This is a genomic window from Acinetobacter sp. NEB 394 (assembly GCF_013374795.1).
Taxonomy (GTDB): Bacteria; Pseudomonadota; Gammaproteobacteria; order Pseudomonadales; family Moraxellaceae; genus Acinetobacter; species Acinetobacter johnsonii.
The window spans coordinates 1,628,471-1,643,228 of the sequence record NZ_CP055277.1 but is presented as its reverse complement, the minus strand read 5'-3'; the positions used below and the strand labels follow the sequence as shown (position 1 = coordinate 1,643,228).

Here is a 14,758-nt window from a genome sequence, read left to right as displayed (position 1 = left end):
CAGCGTCTAAAGACCTTCTCTCTCAAGATCATTGCGTGTCTTGGCTAAAGCCACTTGTTCGGCATTTAAATAAATCCAACGTCCCTCGCCTAAATCTGGTATACCCGTTAAGTCGAGTGCACCAATTTGCTGACGGTGCAAACTCTCAACTTTATTTCCCACTGCCGCAAGCATACGTTTCACTTGATGATATACCCCCTGATGCACGGTCATTTGTAGTTCACATTCAGCTAAGCGTTTTACATCTGTTGCAGCAAAACTCCCTTTTTCATTTCGCAGTTCAACCCCTTGCTCCAGCTGTTGAACTTGTTCATCTGTAACGGGGTCGGCCGTTTGCATCCGATACACTTTTGCCACATGTTTTTTAGGGTGTGTCAATGCTTGTAAAAACTGACCATCATCGGTGAGTAACAATAAACCTGTGGTGTCTTGATCTAGACGACCTACACACTGAATGCCACGATTCAAGAGCACATCGTCAAACAAATCAAAAACACTAAAATGATGTGTCGCCTGATGTGAACATTCATAGCCTTGAGGTTTATTTAAGGCGATATAGACTTTTTCGCGGTATTCAAAGCTCTTGCCATGTACCTTGTAGTTCAAAGCATCCAATTTGAGTTTATATTTAGGGTCAGTAATGATCTGCCCATCAATTTCAATGGCTGCATTTTTAATCAACTGTTGGCAATGCTTTCGCGAACCAAATCCTTGCGACTGCAACATTTTTTCCAACAGCATCAGCACACCACATTTTTAAATAAAGGCTCATTTTATACTGAAATACAGGAACATCAATCAAAGGACTCGGATCATTCGGCAGAGTGGCTAAAAAAACGTTACAATGCACATGTTTTTTTGACCAGTCTCGCTCCCTATGCCGAACTTAGATTTGAACCTGATCGTCCTCCTGATCCTACTGGCTTGCGGTATTTTCAGTCACAACTCTGCGGTAACGATTGCTGCGGCAGTACTCATTATTTTACGGATGACGCCACTGAGTGAATACTTCCCACTCATCCAACAACATGGATTAAATATCGGGATCATCATTTTAACTATTGCAGTTTTAGTGCCTATTGCAAGTGGTAGAATTAGCGGTGAAAGTATTTTTAAATCTTTTTTAAGTATCAAATCATTACTTGCTATCGCCATTGGCGTTTTGGTTGCATGGTTAGGCGGGCGCGGCGTAAAACTGATGTCAAACCAACCCGATGTTGTTGCAGGCTTGCTGGTCGGAACCGTTGCAGGAGTTGCTTTACTACGTGGCGTTCCAGTCGGCCCACTCATTGCGGCTGGTTTACTTACCCTAATCATTGGTACAGGACAGCCCTAGCCTAGCGAATACAAATCCAAATTCTCAAGCTAGGTCGGATTAATCTGTATTTGCTGCTTTTAAATTTGATTTCTTATATAGAATGATCACTCAATGTAGCACTATGAATAAATATTCATCGTGCAGAATCTTCAGGGTTCGTATGAATATTATACTTACTTAGTTCACTTATAACTTTTTCGAACAACCAAATTTTAATGTGATAAAGAACGTATAATACTTTTCATTTTCTCCTCTATTTATGTCCTCTCAAGAAAATAGCATCTCTCCCACAAGCCACTTATCTGTCATTATTTTGGCATTGGCACTCGGTGGTTTTTGTATTGGGACTACTGAGTTCGTTGCGATGGGACTTAGAGGTGGATCAGGAAATTTGAACAACACTTATAAGTGATATTTTGCTCCCCAAATGATGTTATAAACATCAATATATGGAGTATTTTATGACACGTAGACCAAGAAGAAATCATTCAAATGACTTTAAAGCTAAGGTAGCACTTGCTGCGATTAAAGCAGAAAAAACACTTGCTGAATTGAGTGCTGAATTTGATGTTCATCAAAACCAAATTATTGACTGGAAAAATCAACTGATTTCAGCTTCCTCGCAAGCTTTCGATCAATCAAAAGCTCCAACAGAACCACCCATCGATCTAAAAAAACTACATGCAAAAATCGGTGAGCAGGCATTAGAAATTGATTTTTTAGAAGGTGTGTTGAAGAAACTGGGCCGCTTCAACCACAAAAGTTAATCGATGACTCACTTCAGATTTCAGTATCTAAGCAAGCTAAGCTGCTGAAAGTCTCCCGTGGTTGTTATTACTATCGCCCAAAACCTGTGAGTGAATCAGATCTGAAGCTGATGCGCTGTATGGATGAGTTACATATGCAATACCCTTTTGCAGGTAGCCGTATGATGCGTGATTTATTGAATCGTCAAGGACATCATATAGGACGACGTCATACACGTACTTTAATGAAGAAAATGGGCATTAATGCGTTATATCGTAAACCAAATCTAAGTCAGGCCAATCAAGCTCACCGTAAATATCCATATCTGCTCAAAGGATTGGCTATTCAGCGCAGTAATCAAGTGTGGTGTACGGATATAACGTATATCCCTATGGCAAAAGGCTTTGTTTATTTATGTGCTGTGATTGATTGGCATAGCCGCAAGGTACTTGCGCATAGGGTATCGATTAGTATGGAGGTGGATTTTTGTATTTCGGCTTTAAATGAAGCAATTGAAAAATATGGATCACCTGAAATATTTAATACAGACCAAGGCAGTCAGTTCACCAGTGATGCATTTATTGATGTATTGAAATCAAATGGCATTCAAATCAGTATGGATGGTAAAGGTCGATGGATTGATAATGTGATGGTTGAACGATTATGGCGGAGCGTTAAATATGAAGAGGTGTATCTCAAAGCTTATAGCAGTGTCACAGATGCGAAAAAGCAATTGAGTGCATATTTTGAGTTTTATAATTTGAAACGACCTCATTCGAGTCTGGACAAAATGACTCCAGATGAGTTTTACTATGACCAGCTACCACAACAAAATAAGGTAGCTTAACTAGAGCAGAATATCACTTATAAATAAGCTTTTAGTTGTTCAAACAAGTGGGACCACCTCTCTCATCCAAGAGATCTCACAAAGTTTCAAGCTCAGTATTCCTGTCACAGGGCATTTTATTAGTGCTTATGCTTTAGGCGTGACTATTGGCGCACCTGTGATTGCCATTCTAGCCGCCAAAGTTCCGCGTAAAACACTCTTAATTGGACTCATGCTGTTTTATGGTATCGCCAATGCCAGTACAGCACTCGCAAATAGCTATGAGTCTATGTTGGTCTCACGTTTTATTGCAGGTTTCCCTCACGGCGCTTACTTTGGTATTGCCGCTTTGGTGGTTGCAGAGTTTGCAGGAAAACAAAAGCGCGCTTCGGCGGTCGCCATGCTCATGATGGGTCTGAATGTCGCGACCGTGATTGGTGTGCCTTTTGCGACATGGCTGGGTCAACTGTATGGTTGGCGTGCAGGTTTTGAGTTTTCTGCATCTATCGCATTTTTGACTGTGGTCGCAATTTGTTTTGGCCTACCTAAAATGCAGCTGGATCACACAGCCAGCATTCAAAATGAACTACGTGGACTTAAAAATACACAAATGTGGCTCACGCTTGCTGTCGGTGCAATTGGATTTGGTGGACTATTCTCTGTATATAGTTATGTATCGCCTATTTTGACTGAATACACGCATGCTAGCATTCAAGTCATTCCGTTTGCGCTGGCGTGTATTGGCCTCGGGTTGGTCATTGGTGGTGTTGTCGCAGGACACTTTGCCGATAAAAACTTAAACAAGGCGATTATTTGGGTCTTAGTTTCCAATGCCTGCTCTTATGTACTTTGTGCCCTGTCTATGGATCACCTTGCCACTGCTTTCATTGCACTCTTCTTGGTCAGCTTCAGTATTGCAGGCTTGGGGCCTTTACTACAAACCCGCTTAATGGATGTCGCTGGTAATGCACAAGGCTTAGCCGCTTCGCTGAATCATTCTGCATTTAATATTGCCAATGCTTTTGGTGCCTTCCTGGGCGGCTGGTTAATTAGCCAAGGTTTTGGTTGGTTAGCTCCAATCTGGGTCGGAGTTTTACTAAGTTTGGGTGGGCTGATGATTTTATTGTTGGCTTTTCAGCATGAGAAAAAATCGATATCAGCATGTAAAAGCGATGCAAACCAGACTTGTTAACCCCCTATAAATGACTTTTATCTAAAAACAATAAGCGTGCATAAAAATTCAATCGTATTGTTATGCACGCTTTTACAATCCATCATTTAGATTAATATCAAGCCGTTAAGAATCTTACTGGCATTTTTTTAAATTCTAGGTTTTATTCGATACGCGATAACGTCATCCGCATTAAGAAGTTAAATACGAAACTCCTGAACTGACTGGCATAATCATTCAGGTAGTTTCTTGCCACAGTGTGGACAATAGGCATATTGCTCACGCTCTTGCCTTAAAGATTCTTCTTTTTGTTCACGAATGAGCTGTAAAATAATATCTTGTGTTTGCTCTTTGGTCAGCCCAACTTCTTTACGAACTTCTTCAATTTTTTCTGTCTCTAAGACAAAATCAATATCGCTATTTTGGATTAATTCTCGAAATCTGAGTTCAAGTTTTTCTTTACGCTGCTCAAGTTCATTGGCTAAACCATTGGCTAAAATACCCGCAGGCAATGCCGCTAAACCTACCCCTAAGATGGTAATAATCGCACCCAAAAAGCGTCCTAGCGGCGTAATAGGTGTCACATCACCATACCCCACGGTGGTCAGTGTGACTACGGCCCACCACATTGAAGCTGGAATGGAGCTGAAAACTTCAGGTTGTGCCTGACTTTCAATCAAATACACCCCTGCAGCCGCCATAATGATCATAATCATTAAGATGAAAATAACTGCTTGAAATGAGCCTTTTTCGCGCTCGATGACTCGTAATAAAATTTGTAGCGAGACAAAATAGCGGGTGAGCTTGAGAAGTCGGAGCAGACGAACAATTCTTAAGAATCGTAAGTCGAACTGAATAAAAAAGTTTAAATAGGCAGGTAGAATAGCCAAGAGGTCGATAATCGCCCCACCACTTTTGACCCAATTTAGACGGTTTTTCCAATCCGACTCAAAACTATTAGTTTCAGCAATTGACCAAAAACGTAAGAGATATTCGACGCTAAAAACGATGATCGAGAAGATTTCAAAATAATAGAAAAAGTCTTGATACAACACATAGTACTTTTGCACCGATTCCAGCAAGACCGCAGCAGCATTACTCATAATCAGTGCAATGAGAAAATAGTTCAACCCTCGACTTAAGGGCGTCTCATAATCCTCATTATGCAAATTGTTATAAACAAATTTGCGTAGCGTGTACCAAGCTGTCAATTTCATTACGATTCTAAGTTATTCTTATCCCTTAAAATTCAGTTTAACTGAAGTTCGGAGCAATGTAAGTAACTAATTTCTGCGCGAAATGCCCTGGTTTTAAGATGTTATTCAATATATAACAGCGCTAAGCGAACTTGGTCATAGCCCATACGTGGATTAGTCAGTTCCACAATTGGACGAAGCTTAATTGCACCATCCTCACTAAAGTGTTCTGTTTGCTGACGCTTCATTAAGCGTTTATAAATTTTCCGCACTTGCTCCACCACTTCTTCCCCAGGATGTGCCACGGAAATATCCAAGCCCTGCTCTTTATGCAACTTTGCCAAATGGTTGATAATGGTTGCAGCCGTTAAACCGCGCTCTTGTGCGATATCGGCAATTTCATAACCACCTTCAAACAATTCACGTGTTTCATCGAGTGTTGCAGAAGCATAGTTGGCTTTACCTGCATTACGAGCAATTTTCTTTTCATTACGCTCAATCTCAATCTCATTGAGTGTTCCACCACAGTGACGGATAAAGGCCTTGTGCTGTGGCTCAAGATCAATGGCTTCAAAGTGAGTCTCAGCTTCATCGGAGAGTTCTTGGAAGCGGCGGTCTGCCTTAATGGCAAGACTATCTAACTCCAACGCTTGTTCATTAAAACCCAGTAGCCTTAAACCTTCCAAAGTCTTTAAGCGAGACAAAGCCACATAACCCTGTCCTTTTTCAAAAGTATGACTAAGATTAATTTCCGCTGCCGCCAAAGTCATCCCTTGTGACTTATGAATGGTGATGGCCCATGCCAAACGCAATGGAATTTGCTGAAAACTGGCAATGGTTTTGCCCGCATCATTGTCCACTGACCAGGTTTCAGGCTCAACCACCAATACCGTACCATCAGTCAATTTCACTTTCGGCAAGATTCCAAAGTCATCATCTTCTTCAAAGCCCACCACTTCGCCTAAGCTACCGTTGATATAGCCCACATCAAAGTTGTTCTTTACAAACATCACTTTGGCATTTTTCTTGAGGGTTAGGTTTTCAGGTGCGCGCACAGAAGACTTTAAGGTTTCAATAAGCTTGTCATTGCCATCACACACTGCCTCAAACTGTCGACCTTCATTTTCAATTTCATTCAGATGTTTGAAGTTGATGGTGTCCACGTCCATATTATGCGTATATAAACGTGTAAAGATTTCCCCAATATCTTGCTGACGTGTAGCTTGTAAAGCCTGCAAGTGCTCAGAGTTAATACTCTGACTGCGAATGGCATTTAAAATATCATTGAGATAATCATTGCCCTGACGGTGCTGCTCGGTCAAATAACACACGCGGAATTTAGCTTCCACCCAAGCATCAGACATAAAACAGAATTTATCGCGGTTACGCTCTTCATTTTTACCGACTGGCGGTAACTGGAAGAAATCACCAGCAACAATCACTTGAATTCCGCCGAATGGCTCTTCACTTTCCTTAAAGAACTTGAGGACTTTATTGACCAAATTGAGTTGCTTGGCATGTAACATCGAAATTTCATCAATGATTAAGACTTGGGCATTTTCTAAATGCTCTTTTAAGTATTTACGTTCTTTCATGCGTTTGAGTTCATCTTCCCCCAACGCATCTTTAATTCCAATGCCAGCCCAAGTATGAATAGTCATACCATTCATATGCGTCGCGGCAATACCTGTAGAAGCGGTAATCGCCACAGGCACTTTACGGGCTTTTAAATAGTTAATATATTGGTTCAGCGTATAGGTTTTTCCTGCACCAGCGGAACCGGTTAAAAAGACATTTTCGCCCGCTTTTAAGAGTTTGAGTGCAGTTTCTTGCTTCATAAGACCTATACCATTGATGAACGGCTATAGCCTACCGAGTTTTTGCAAAAAAGTTAAGCAGATCTCGTCACACAGTAAATGATGTGCGACAAATTAAGTCCATTGTTGTTTAAATTTTAAGAGCTTGTTTATTGGGTTTGATTCAGCATAGCAATGAATTGTTCAGCGACGACAACATCATCGGGTAGTGCTTTTTGGTTATTTGGATATTCAAGCTGATCAAATAACAGTTGCCCTGCAATATAATGACAACCGAGCGTCAAGTGCCGCTGTGCGTCGGTATGACTCATATGAAATGCAGCATATTCACGTACAATGATTCGCTCAGCAAAACTGGCTGCTAAACAATGTTGAAAGCGACGTGACTCAGCAATGATGCGATCAATATCTTTGAGCTCCTCAAGCACCCAACTCTCAATAAAATAATAAGCTTCATGACTGATCGGTTGCCATGAGACACAACCAAGCTTTCGTTTCAGTTCAGCGAGTAACTCTTGGCTATGCAATTGATCATGCCACTGCACAGCCTGATGAAATAGGCTCTTCCATGTGACATTTTTTAAAACCTCCTTTTGCGTCTCAAAATGTTCAGGCAAGTAATCGCGCACATAAGCATCAAACACCGAAACTCGTAAAGGCGGCCGATTTAAATAAAACAACTGTCGAAAGCTTTCAATATGCAGTTTATGTTGCTTTAACTGAAGATAAAAATCACGGTATTGTTGCTTATCTTCGCTAAAATAAATCACTAAGTCTTCAGGAAGTTCCTGCGCAATTTTATCTAGATGCTGAATATAGGCCTGCATTACGCGACTTAATTTTGTGTAGACCCGTTTCCCCCATTCAGGTTGTTGTTCGACCACACGGTGCAGCAGTTCAAGCCATTCATCTAAATACAAAATAGATGGGCTGATTGCTATCCGCTGATCATCCATATCTTGGCGTCTATTTTTTAAGACCACATGCTGGTTGGCCTCCAGCTCAAACCAATGCTGTTGTAAGGCATGTTCATAGCAACTTTGTATAAATAAGCGCGCCGCCACATGTTGGAAGTACTTTAAGGTGGTCACAATAATTTCAGGATGATAAGACTGCGTATCGAGATAACTCAAGGCCGTTACGGCAACGCGTATACTACTGTGCTGAATATTTTGACTCACCCAGTCTGTCACCACCGCTTTTTGTTTGAATAACCAATTTACGGTACGGCTTTCATCAAAAATCGGGAGTTTGGCGACCTTCTTTTGCCATAGCTTGGTTTCAGTTTTTAAAAAATGCTGCTTTGACAACAAATCACGCGATGTCCAAAGATCCCGATGCATAAGCCGCACAAAGCCAAGCATATTGGGCTGCTCTTTAGCATGCGGATATAACAAGTGAATGTCATGCGTATGATCCACCAACTCTTGTAAAGAAAACCGTTCAGGAAATGCCGTTTGTACAATGCGATAAACATACGGATCTAAGAGTTGACTAGCACTACAACACAGCTCGTCATAACTACTCATCAAAGACTGTAAGGGTAAAATATCTTCCGCCTGATCTGCATCTAAGCAGCATAAGCGCTGCAACTCGGCCAGCAAACTTCGCTCAGAGGTTGAATCATCTGTATTGAATTCAACTTGCTGGCACAGCTGTTGAAAGAGTTCTGATTGCGTTTGCCGTATTTCAGTCAAAATTGTTTGTACGCGACTCGGTCCATCGAACAAAAAAAACAGCTGTTGAAGAATCAGCTGACGCAACTGTTTAACTTTATTGCGCAAATACAAAGAATGTTGTGGAGATTGATCACCCACTAAAAACACAATGTCGTGTAAACAAAATTCTTCGAGCGCTTCTGCATAGTGCCCTTGATAGATAAACTGTGGAACACACAGCTCCGCCTGTTCCGTCGGTGTATAAAACTGAATATGAAAACAATGATTTAAAATTTGAATCCGTTGTTGTTTTGCATCGACACTTAAAACGTTTTGCACATTGAGTGTGGAAAGAAAAGCGAATTGCTCGTGATAAAGCTGCTGAATACTCGGAACAACTTGTCTTAACTGTATAGCAAGACTTTGATATTGCTTAAGCTTATCGTTTTTCTCCACGGCTGGCCCTCTTTGAATTTGGCTATTTTCACCACAACTTCAAAACCAATATAAACAAATCCTGAACCACAGGCTATGCCTTTTATCGATAGCCATTTTGTTCGGTGAAGCCATTTTTCCTCATTCCCTTACTCATGGTAGGTATTTGGTAGGTACACAAGTTTTTTGAATCATTCGATACTCTAAAAACGGTAATGAGCACCGATAACAACATAAATAATGGTAGAAGGAATCGCACCATGGCTTTTAAAAATATTGCAGATCAAACGAACGGTTTTTATATCCCTTGTGTTTCACTTTTTGGCCCAGGCTGTGCCAAAGAAATTGGTGGCAAAGCACAAAACCTCGGTGCAAAGAAAGCACTGATTGTAACCGACGCAGGTTTATTTAAATTTGGCGTAGCCGACACCATTGCAGGATATCTCAAAGATGCAGGTGTTGATAGCCACATCTTCCCAGGTGCAGAACCGAACCCAACTGACATCAATGTCCACAACGGCGTGACTGCGTATAACGAACAAGGTTGTGACTTTATTGTGTCCTTAGGTGGTGGTTCTTCGCATGACTGCGCTAAAGGTATTGGACTCGTGACTGCGGGTGGCGGTCATATTCGTGACTACGAAGGGATCGATAAAAGTACGGTTCCAATGACCCCTCTTATTGCCATCAACACCACGGCAGGTACAGCATCAGAAATGACACGCTTCTGTATTATTACCAATACAGATACGCACGTAAAAATGGCAATTGTAGACTGGCGCTGCACTCCACTAATTGCAATTGATGACCCTAAACTGATGATTGCAAAACCTGCAAGTTTAACGGCAGCAACAGGTATGGATGCCTTAACCCATGCGGTAGAAGCCTATGTTTCAACAGCCGCAAACCCAATCACCGATGCCTGTGCTGAAAAAGCCATTTCGATGATTAGCGAATGGTTAAGTCCAGCCGTTGCGAACGGCGAAAACTTAGAAGCACGTGATGCCATGAGTTATGCACAATATTTAGCAGGTATGGCATTTAATAATGCATCTCTAGGTTATGTCCATGCGATGGCTCACCAACTCGGTGGCTTCTATAACCTACCTCACGGCGTATGTAATGCAGTCCTACTTCCACACGTCTGTGAGTTCAACTTAATTGCCTGCCCTGACCGTTATGCACGAATTGCTGAACTGATGGGAGTTAACACCACAGGTTTAACTGTGACAGAAGCTGGATATGCTGCAATTGACGCAATTCGTGAACTATCTGCATCGATTGGTATTCCATCGAGCTTGTCTGAGCTGGGTGTGAAAGAGCAAGATTTGGGTGTTATGTCTGAAAATGCGCAAAAAGATGCATGCATGCTGACGAACCCACGTAAAGCAAACCATGCTCAAGTAGTCGACATCTTCAAAGCGGCACTCAAATCTAGTGCTTCAGTGGTCGATTTTAAAGCAGCGGTCTAAGTTCTCTCTTTAACTTTTTGTTTGCTTTGACAATTTAAGTGGAATGAAACAGACGTCCATACTGTTTCATTCAGGTAAGCCTAATCCTTGCTTACCTGTGCACTTAAATTGTCTTTTTTTATTTGTGGTTGACAAAGTTTTGCAGTTCATCAAGGATAAGAAAACTCATGACAATAACAACCAGAGCAAATTATGTCAGCAACTCAGACTCATCCTGCGTATCAACCTGATGTCCTCGGCGAAGGCTATGAACAATTAAAACTCAGTTTTCCAGACGATTATGAAGGTGCAGTCTGCGCAACCCTCGTGCGCAAAAAAGCCCCGCAAAATACTCAAAAAGCTGTGCTGTATATCCACGGCTTTATTGACTACTTTTTCCAAACCGAAATGGCTGAACAATTTAATCAGCATGGTTATGATTTTTATGCGCTCGATTTAAGAAAATATGGTCGTTCTCACCTGAGCCATCAAAAATACTACAACGTCCGTGATCTCAACGAATATGATGCTGAAATTACCCAAGCCTTAGAGATCATTGGCAATGAAGGCCATAATACGGTGCTACTTGCAGGGCACTCTACGGGTGGCTTAATCACGACTTTATACGCTGCACACAACCCTAAGCATCCGCTGATCAAAGCACTTTGGGCCAATAGCCCTTTTTATGATTTTAATATGCATCCCATGAAGCGCAAACTTGGCGTGCCGCAGCTCAGTCGACTCGCAAAGCATTTTCCTGACCTCAAGTTTCCAAGTGAACTGAATAAATGGTATGTACCGAGCCTACATCAAAACGAGCATGGTGAATGGAACTTTGATTTGGAGTGGAAACAACCAAGCTATTCTATGGTTCGGATCAGTTTTGTACTTGCAATCCATGAAGCACAGAAAGAAATTCATCGTGGTGATTTGAAGCTCTCTGTTCCTGCACTCATTATGCATTCACATCAAACGCTTAACCCGAAGAAATGGGGCCTAGCCGCGCAAACCAGTGATGTGATTTTAGATGTTAAAGACATTGAAAAGCAGGCTAAAAATTTACAAGGTGACGTCAGTGTCGTGACTATTCAAAATGGTTTACACGACTTAGTCCTCTCCGCACCTGAAGTTCGTGCCGAAGTTTATACTGAGCTGTTCCAATGGCTCGAGCAAAAAATAGTGTAACTACACCTTTCCAACACAATTCATAATTTTTAAATTTTATATTTCTCAAGTAGCTGATGCGCAGGATGTCCATCCGGTGTCAGCTCAATGAGTCGCTCAACGGCATCAATCGCCTCTGGGTAACGTGCGACATGTTTAAACAGCATATCGGTTTCATTGGCTTTAAAAATCGCACTGCTTAAACGTGACTCCAAACAATCGCGCCATGCACATAGAAATGGACTTTCTGTTTTAGGCAGTAAAACCCCTGAACAAAGTTTTAACGCGGTCTCGATATACGCAGCATCTAAGGCCTGCTCGGCTTGTAAAAAATCGGCCTCGATATGCGCCAAAATACGATAGGGACGAGAACCCAACATTCCACCGAGCAAGTCACGCAATTGTGACATTTCAGCCTTAAGTGTTCCCACACTCACCTTGCGCTCACCATATAAAGCCTGATGCAAAGTGTCTAAAGTCATGCCCTGTGGGCACAGCGCCAAGATGGTCAAAATTTCAATTTGCCGCGGTGTGAGGACCATCACTTTGCCATTGAAATGTACTTGTGGCACACCAAAAGCACGGATATACAACTGTTGACGCTGGTATTCTAACAGTGCCGTTTGAATGATGGATGCACAGCGCTCTGCTGCGAGTAGACCAAGGCTATTATGGTTTTTCCATGTGGTGGATAAATCAATTACCCCAAGGACGTGTTTTGAGTAAGGGTCAATGATCGGCGCAGCATAACAAACCCAATCATGAATGGAGCTCATATAGTGTTCATTTGAAAAGACACAACTGGATTGTTGGGTTTTTAAGGATAAGGCCAATGCATTGGTCCCCACCAATTCCTCTCGCCACTGCCCGCCTTCAACAAAATGTACACTTTCTGCCGCATTACGCATTTGTCTGCTAGATGCACTCCAAATAATGGTACTACCAATATCGCCTACAGCCACCACCATAGACGACTGTTGTGCAATATGTCTCAGTTCATCTGCGCAATAACTCAAAGCATGTTGCAACGCTGAACCTTGTGACATGGAACCCTCAGAAATGGGCGCAGCAAAGCGATCTTTTGGAATTTCTGCGGAGTTAGAGCGCTGCCATGAACTTGCAATACTTTTTCCCAATTGTTCAGCTTGTACCGTCGAAATACTGCTACTGGTTCTAAGCTTTTCTATTTCTTGTCTTTTCTGTATTAAATGTTGCATTGCCATCATTCCTTATACTCAAAACAATTCCTGATATACGTCCACTGTATTACTTGGTTGTAAACATTTGTCAAAGCCGTGTAAACCTCCTTCCTTCCAACCTTTTTCCAACCTTATATTAGTTATGCTACTTAAATATTGTACAGATGTACCTTATACCAAAGCTGTAGATGCTTTTAAAAAATCAATAAGCAAAGGAACTTCAATATGCGCTATGTAGACCCTAACCAATCTGGTTCTAAAGTAGAATTTAAAGCACAGTATGACAACTTTATTGGTGGCGAGTGGGTTGCGCCAGTAAAAGGTGAATACTTTGAAAATATCTCTCCTGTCGACGGTAAAGTTTTTACAAAAGTCCCTCGCTCATCTGTAGAAGACATCGAGCTTGCACTGGATGCTGCGCATAAAGCCAAAGAACAATGGAACAAATCTTCTCCAACTACACGTTCAAATTTACTCCTTAAAATTGCAGATCGTCTAGAACAAAATCTAGAAAAATTGGCTGTGGCTGAAACATGGGATAACGGTAAACCGATTCGTGAAACACTTGCAGCGGACATTCCTTTAGCCATTGACCATTTCCGCTATTTCGCAGGTTGTATCCGTGCGCAAGAAGGTGGCATTTCTGAAATTGATGAAGATACCATTGCCTATCACTTCCACGAACCATTAGGCGTGGTAGGACAAATCATTCCATGGAACTTCCCAATTTTGATGGCAACATGGAAAATTGCTCCTGCTTTGGCTGCGGGTAACTGTATTGTACTTAAACCTGCAGAACAAACCCCTGCGAGCATTTTGGTTTTAATTGAACTCATTCAAGATTTATTGCCTGCAGGCGTACTAAACGTAGTCAATGGTTACGGCGTAGAAGTTGGTCGCCCATTGGCAACCAATCCACGTATTGCCAAAATTGCATTCACAGGTTCGACTCAGGTCGGTCAATTGATCATGCAATACGCCACTGAAAACATCATTCCAGTGACTTTGGAGCTTGGTGGTAAATCTCCAAATATTTTCTTTGAAGATGTTATGGCGCAAGATGACGACTACCTAGACAAAGCACTCGAAGGCTTTGCTATGTTTGCGCTTAACCAAGGTGAAATCTGTACGTGCCCATCGCGCGCTTTAGTTCAAGAAAGCATTGCGGATAAATTCCTTGAAATGGCAGTTGAACGTGTGAAACGCATTAAAACGGGTCACCCGCTCGATACAGAAACGATGATTGGTGCGCAAGCTTCACTGGAACAACAAGAGAAAATCTTGGGTTGTATCGCAACAGGTCGCGGTGAAGGTGCACAAGTACTAACAGGTGGTAGTGAGCGTAATGAAGTGGGTTCTGGTTTCTATATTGAACCAACCATTTTCAAAGGCACCAATGACATGAAAATTTTCCAAGAAGAAATTTTTGGGCCTGTACTTTCAGTGGCAACATTCAAAGACTTTGACGATGCAATTAAAATTGCCAACGACACTATTTATGGTTTAGGCGCTGGTGTATGGTCACGTTCAGCACATACCTCTTACCGCGCAGGTCGTGCAATTCAATCGGGTCGCGTTTGGACCAACTGTTACCACATTTACCCTGCACATGCCGCTTTCGGTGGCTATAAAAAGTCAGGGATTGGTCGTGAAAACCACAAGATGATGTTAGAACATTATCAACAAACTAAAAACTTACTTGTGAGCTATGCAACCAAGCCTATGGGCTTCTTCTAAGTACTTAGCTTATTCGCACACAGTTCTCTATGTGTTTAG

Annotated in this window: 10 protein-coding genes and 1 pseudogene; 6 read left to right on the top strand and 5 right to left on the bottom strand. The window is 41.8% G+C overall.

The window, feature by feature from the left end:
• Positions 1 to 6: 6 nt before the first annotated feature.
• The gene (locus tag HUK62_RS07790) at positions 7 to 741 is read right to left on the bottom strand and encodes a pseudouridine synthase (protein WP_176537544.1); all 735 of its coding nucleotides are present in this window, start codon (positions 739 to 741) and stop codon (positions 7 to 9) included.
• A gap of 136 nt (positions 742 to 877) precedes the next feature.
• Between HUK62_RS07790 and HUK62_RS07785 the strand changes: the two genes are divergently transcribed.
• The 3 genes and pseudogenes from HUK62_RS07785 to HUK62_RS07775 form a co-directional block, all read left to right on the top strand.
• Entirely contained in the window at positions 878 to 1,336 is a 459-nt protein-coding gene (locus HUK62_RS07785) for a DUF441 domain-containing protein (protein ID WP_062032888.1), read from the top strand.
• A 443-nt stretch (positions 1,337 to 1,779) separates the two neighbouring features.
• A protein-coding gene (locus tag HUK62_RS07780; protein WP_227554019.1) for an IS3 family transposase occupies positions 1,780 to 2,912 on the top strand; the annotation gives its coding sequence in 2 pieces (ribosomal slippage) (positions 1,780 to 2,032 and positions 2,032 to 2,912; 1,134 coding nt in all).
• 61 nt (positions 2,913 to 2,973) lie between these two features.
• Positions 2,974 to 4,083 (top strand): annotated as a pseudogene (locus HUK62_RS07775) (MFS transporter); the annotation flags it as partial.
• Between the two features lie 212 nt (positions 4,084 to 4,295).
• Here HUK62_RS07775 and HUK62_RS07770 read toward each other — a convergent pair.
• From HUK62_RS07770 to HUK62_RS07760, 3 genes are all read right to left on the bottom strand, one after another.
• Complete coding sequence (locus tag HUK62_RS07770; protein ID WP_176537543.1) at positions 4,296 to 5,279, bottom strand: ion transporter; 984 nt, start codon at positions 5,277 to 5,279, stop codon at positions 4,296 to 4,298.
• A 101-nt stretch (positions 5,280 to 5,380) separates the two neighbouring features.
• Positions 5,381 to 7,096: an AAA family ATPase gene (locus tag HUK62_RS07765; protein ID WP_176537542.1), complete on the bottom strand. Its 1,716-nt coding sequence runs from the start codon at positions 7,094 to 7,096 to the stop codon at positions 5,381 to 5,383.
• 128 nt (positions 7,097 to 7,224) lie between these two features.
• Complete coding sequence (locus tag HUK62_RS07760; RefSeq protein WP_176537541.1) at positions 7,225 to 9,189, bottom strand: hypothetical protein; 1,965 nt, start codon at positions 9,187 to 9,189, stop codon at positions 7,225 to 7,227.
• Between the two features lie 239 nt (positions 9,190 to 9,428).
• Between HUK62_RS07760 and HUK62_RS07755 the strand changes: the two genes are divergently transcribed.
• A complete protein-coding gene (locus HUK62_RS07755) occupies positions 9,429 to 10,640 on the top strand; it encodes an iron-containing alcohol dehydrogenase (RefSeq protein WP_062032875.1) in 1,212 nt (403 codons plus the stop codon).
• 192 nt (positions 10,641 to 10,832) lie between these two features.
• On the top strand, positions 10,833 to 11,804 hold the full coding sequence (locus HUK62_RS07750) for an alpha/beta hydrolase (protein WP_176537540.1): 972 nt from the start codon (positions 10,833 to 10,835) through the stop codon (positions 11,802 to 11,804).
• 29 nt (positions 11,805 to 11,833) lie between these two features.
• On the opposite strand, the gene HUK62_RS07745 is transcribed toward HUK62_RS07750, so the two are convergent.
• A complete protein-coding gene (locus tag HUK62_RS07745; RefSeq protein ID WP_010326873.1) occupies positions 11,834 to 13,009 on the bottom strand; it encodes a transcriptional regulator in 1,176 nt (391 codons plus the stop codon).
• Between the two features lie 198 nt (positions 13,010 to 13,207).
• Between HUK62_RS07745 and HUK62_RS07740 the strand changes: the two genes are divergently transcribed.
• Complete coding sequence (locus tag HUK62_RS07740) at positions 13,208 to 14,719, top strand: aldehyde dehydrogenase family protein (protein ID WP_078388662.1); 1,512 nt, start codon at positions 13,208 to 13,210, stop codon at positions 14,717 to 14,719.
• The last annotated feature ends 39 nt before the right edge of the window (positions 14,720 to 14,758 follow it).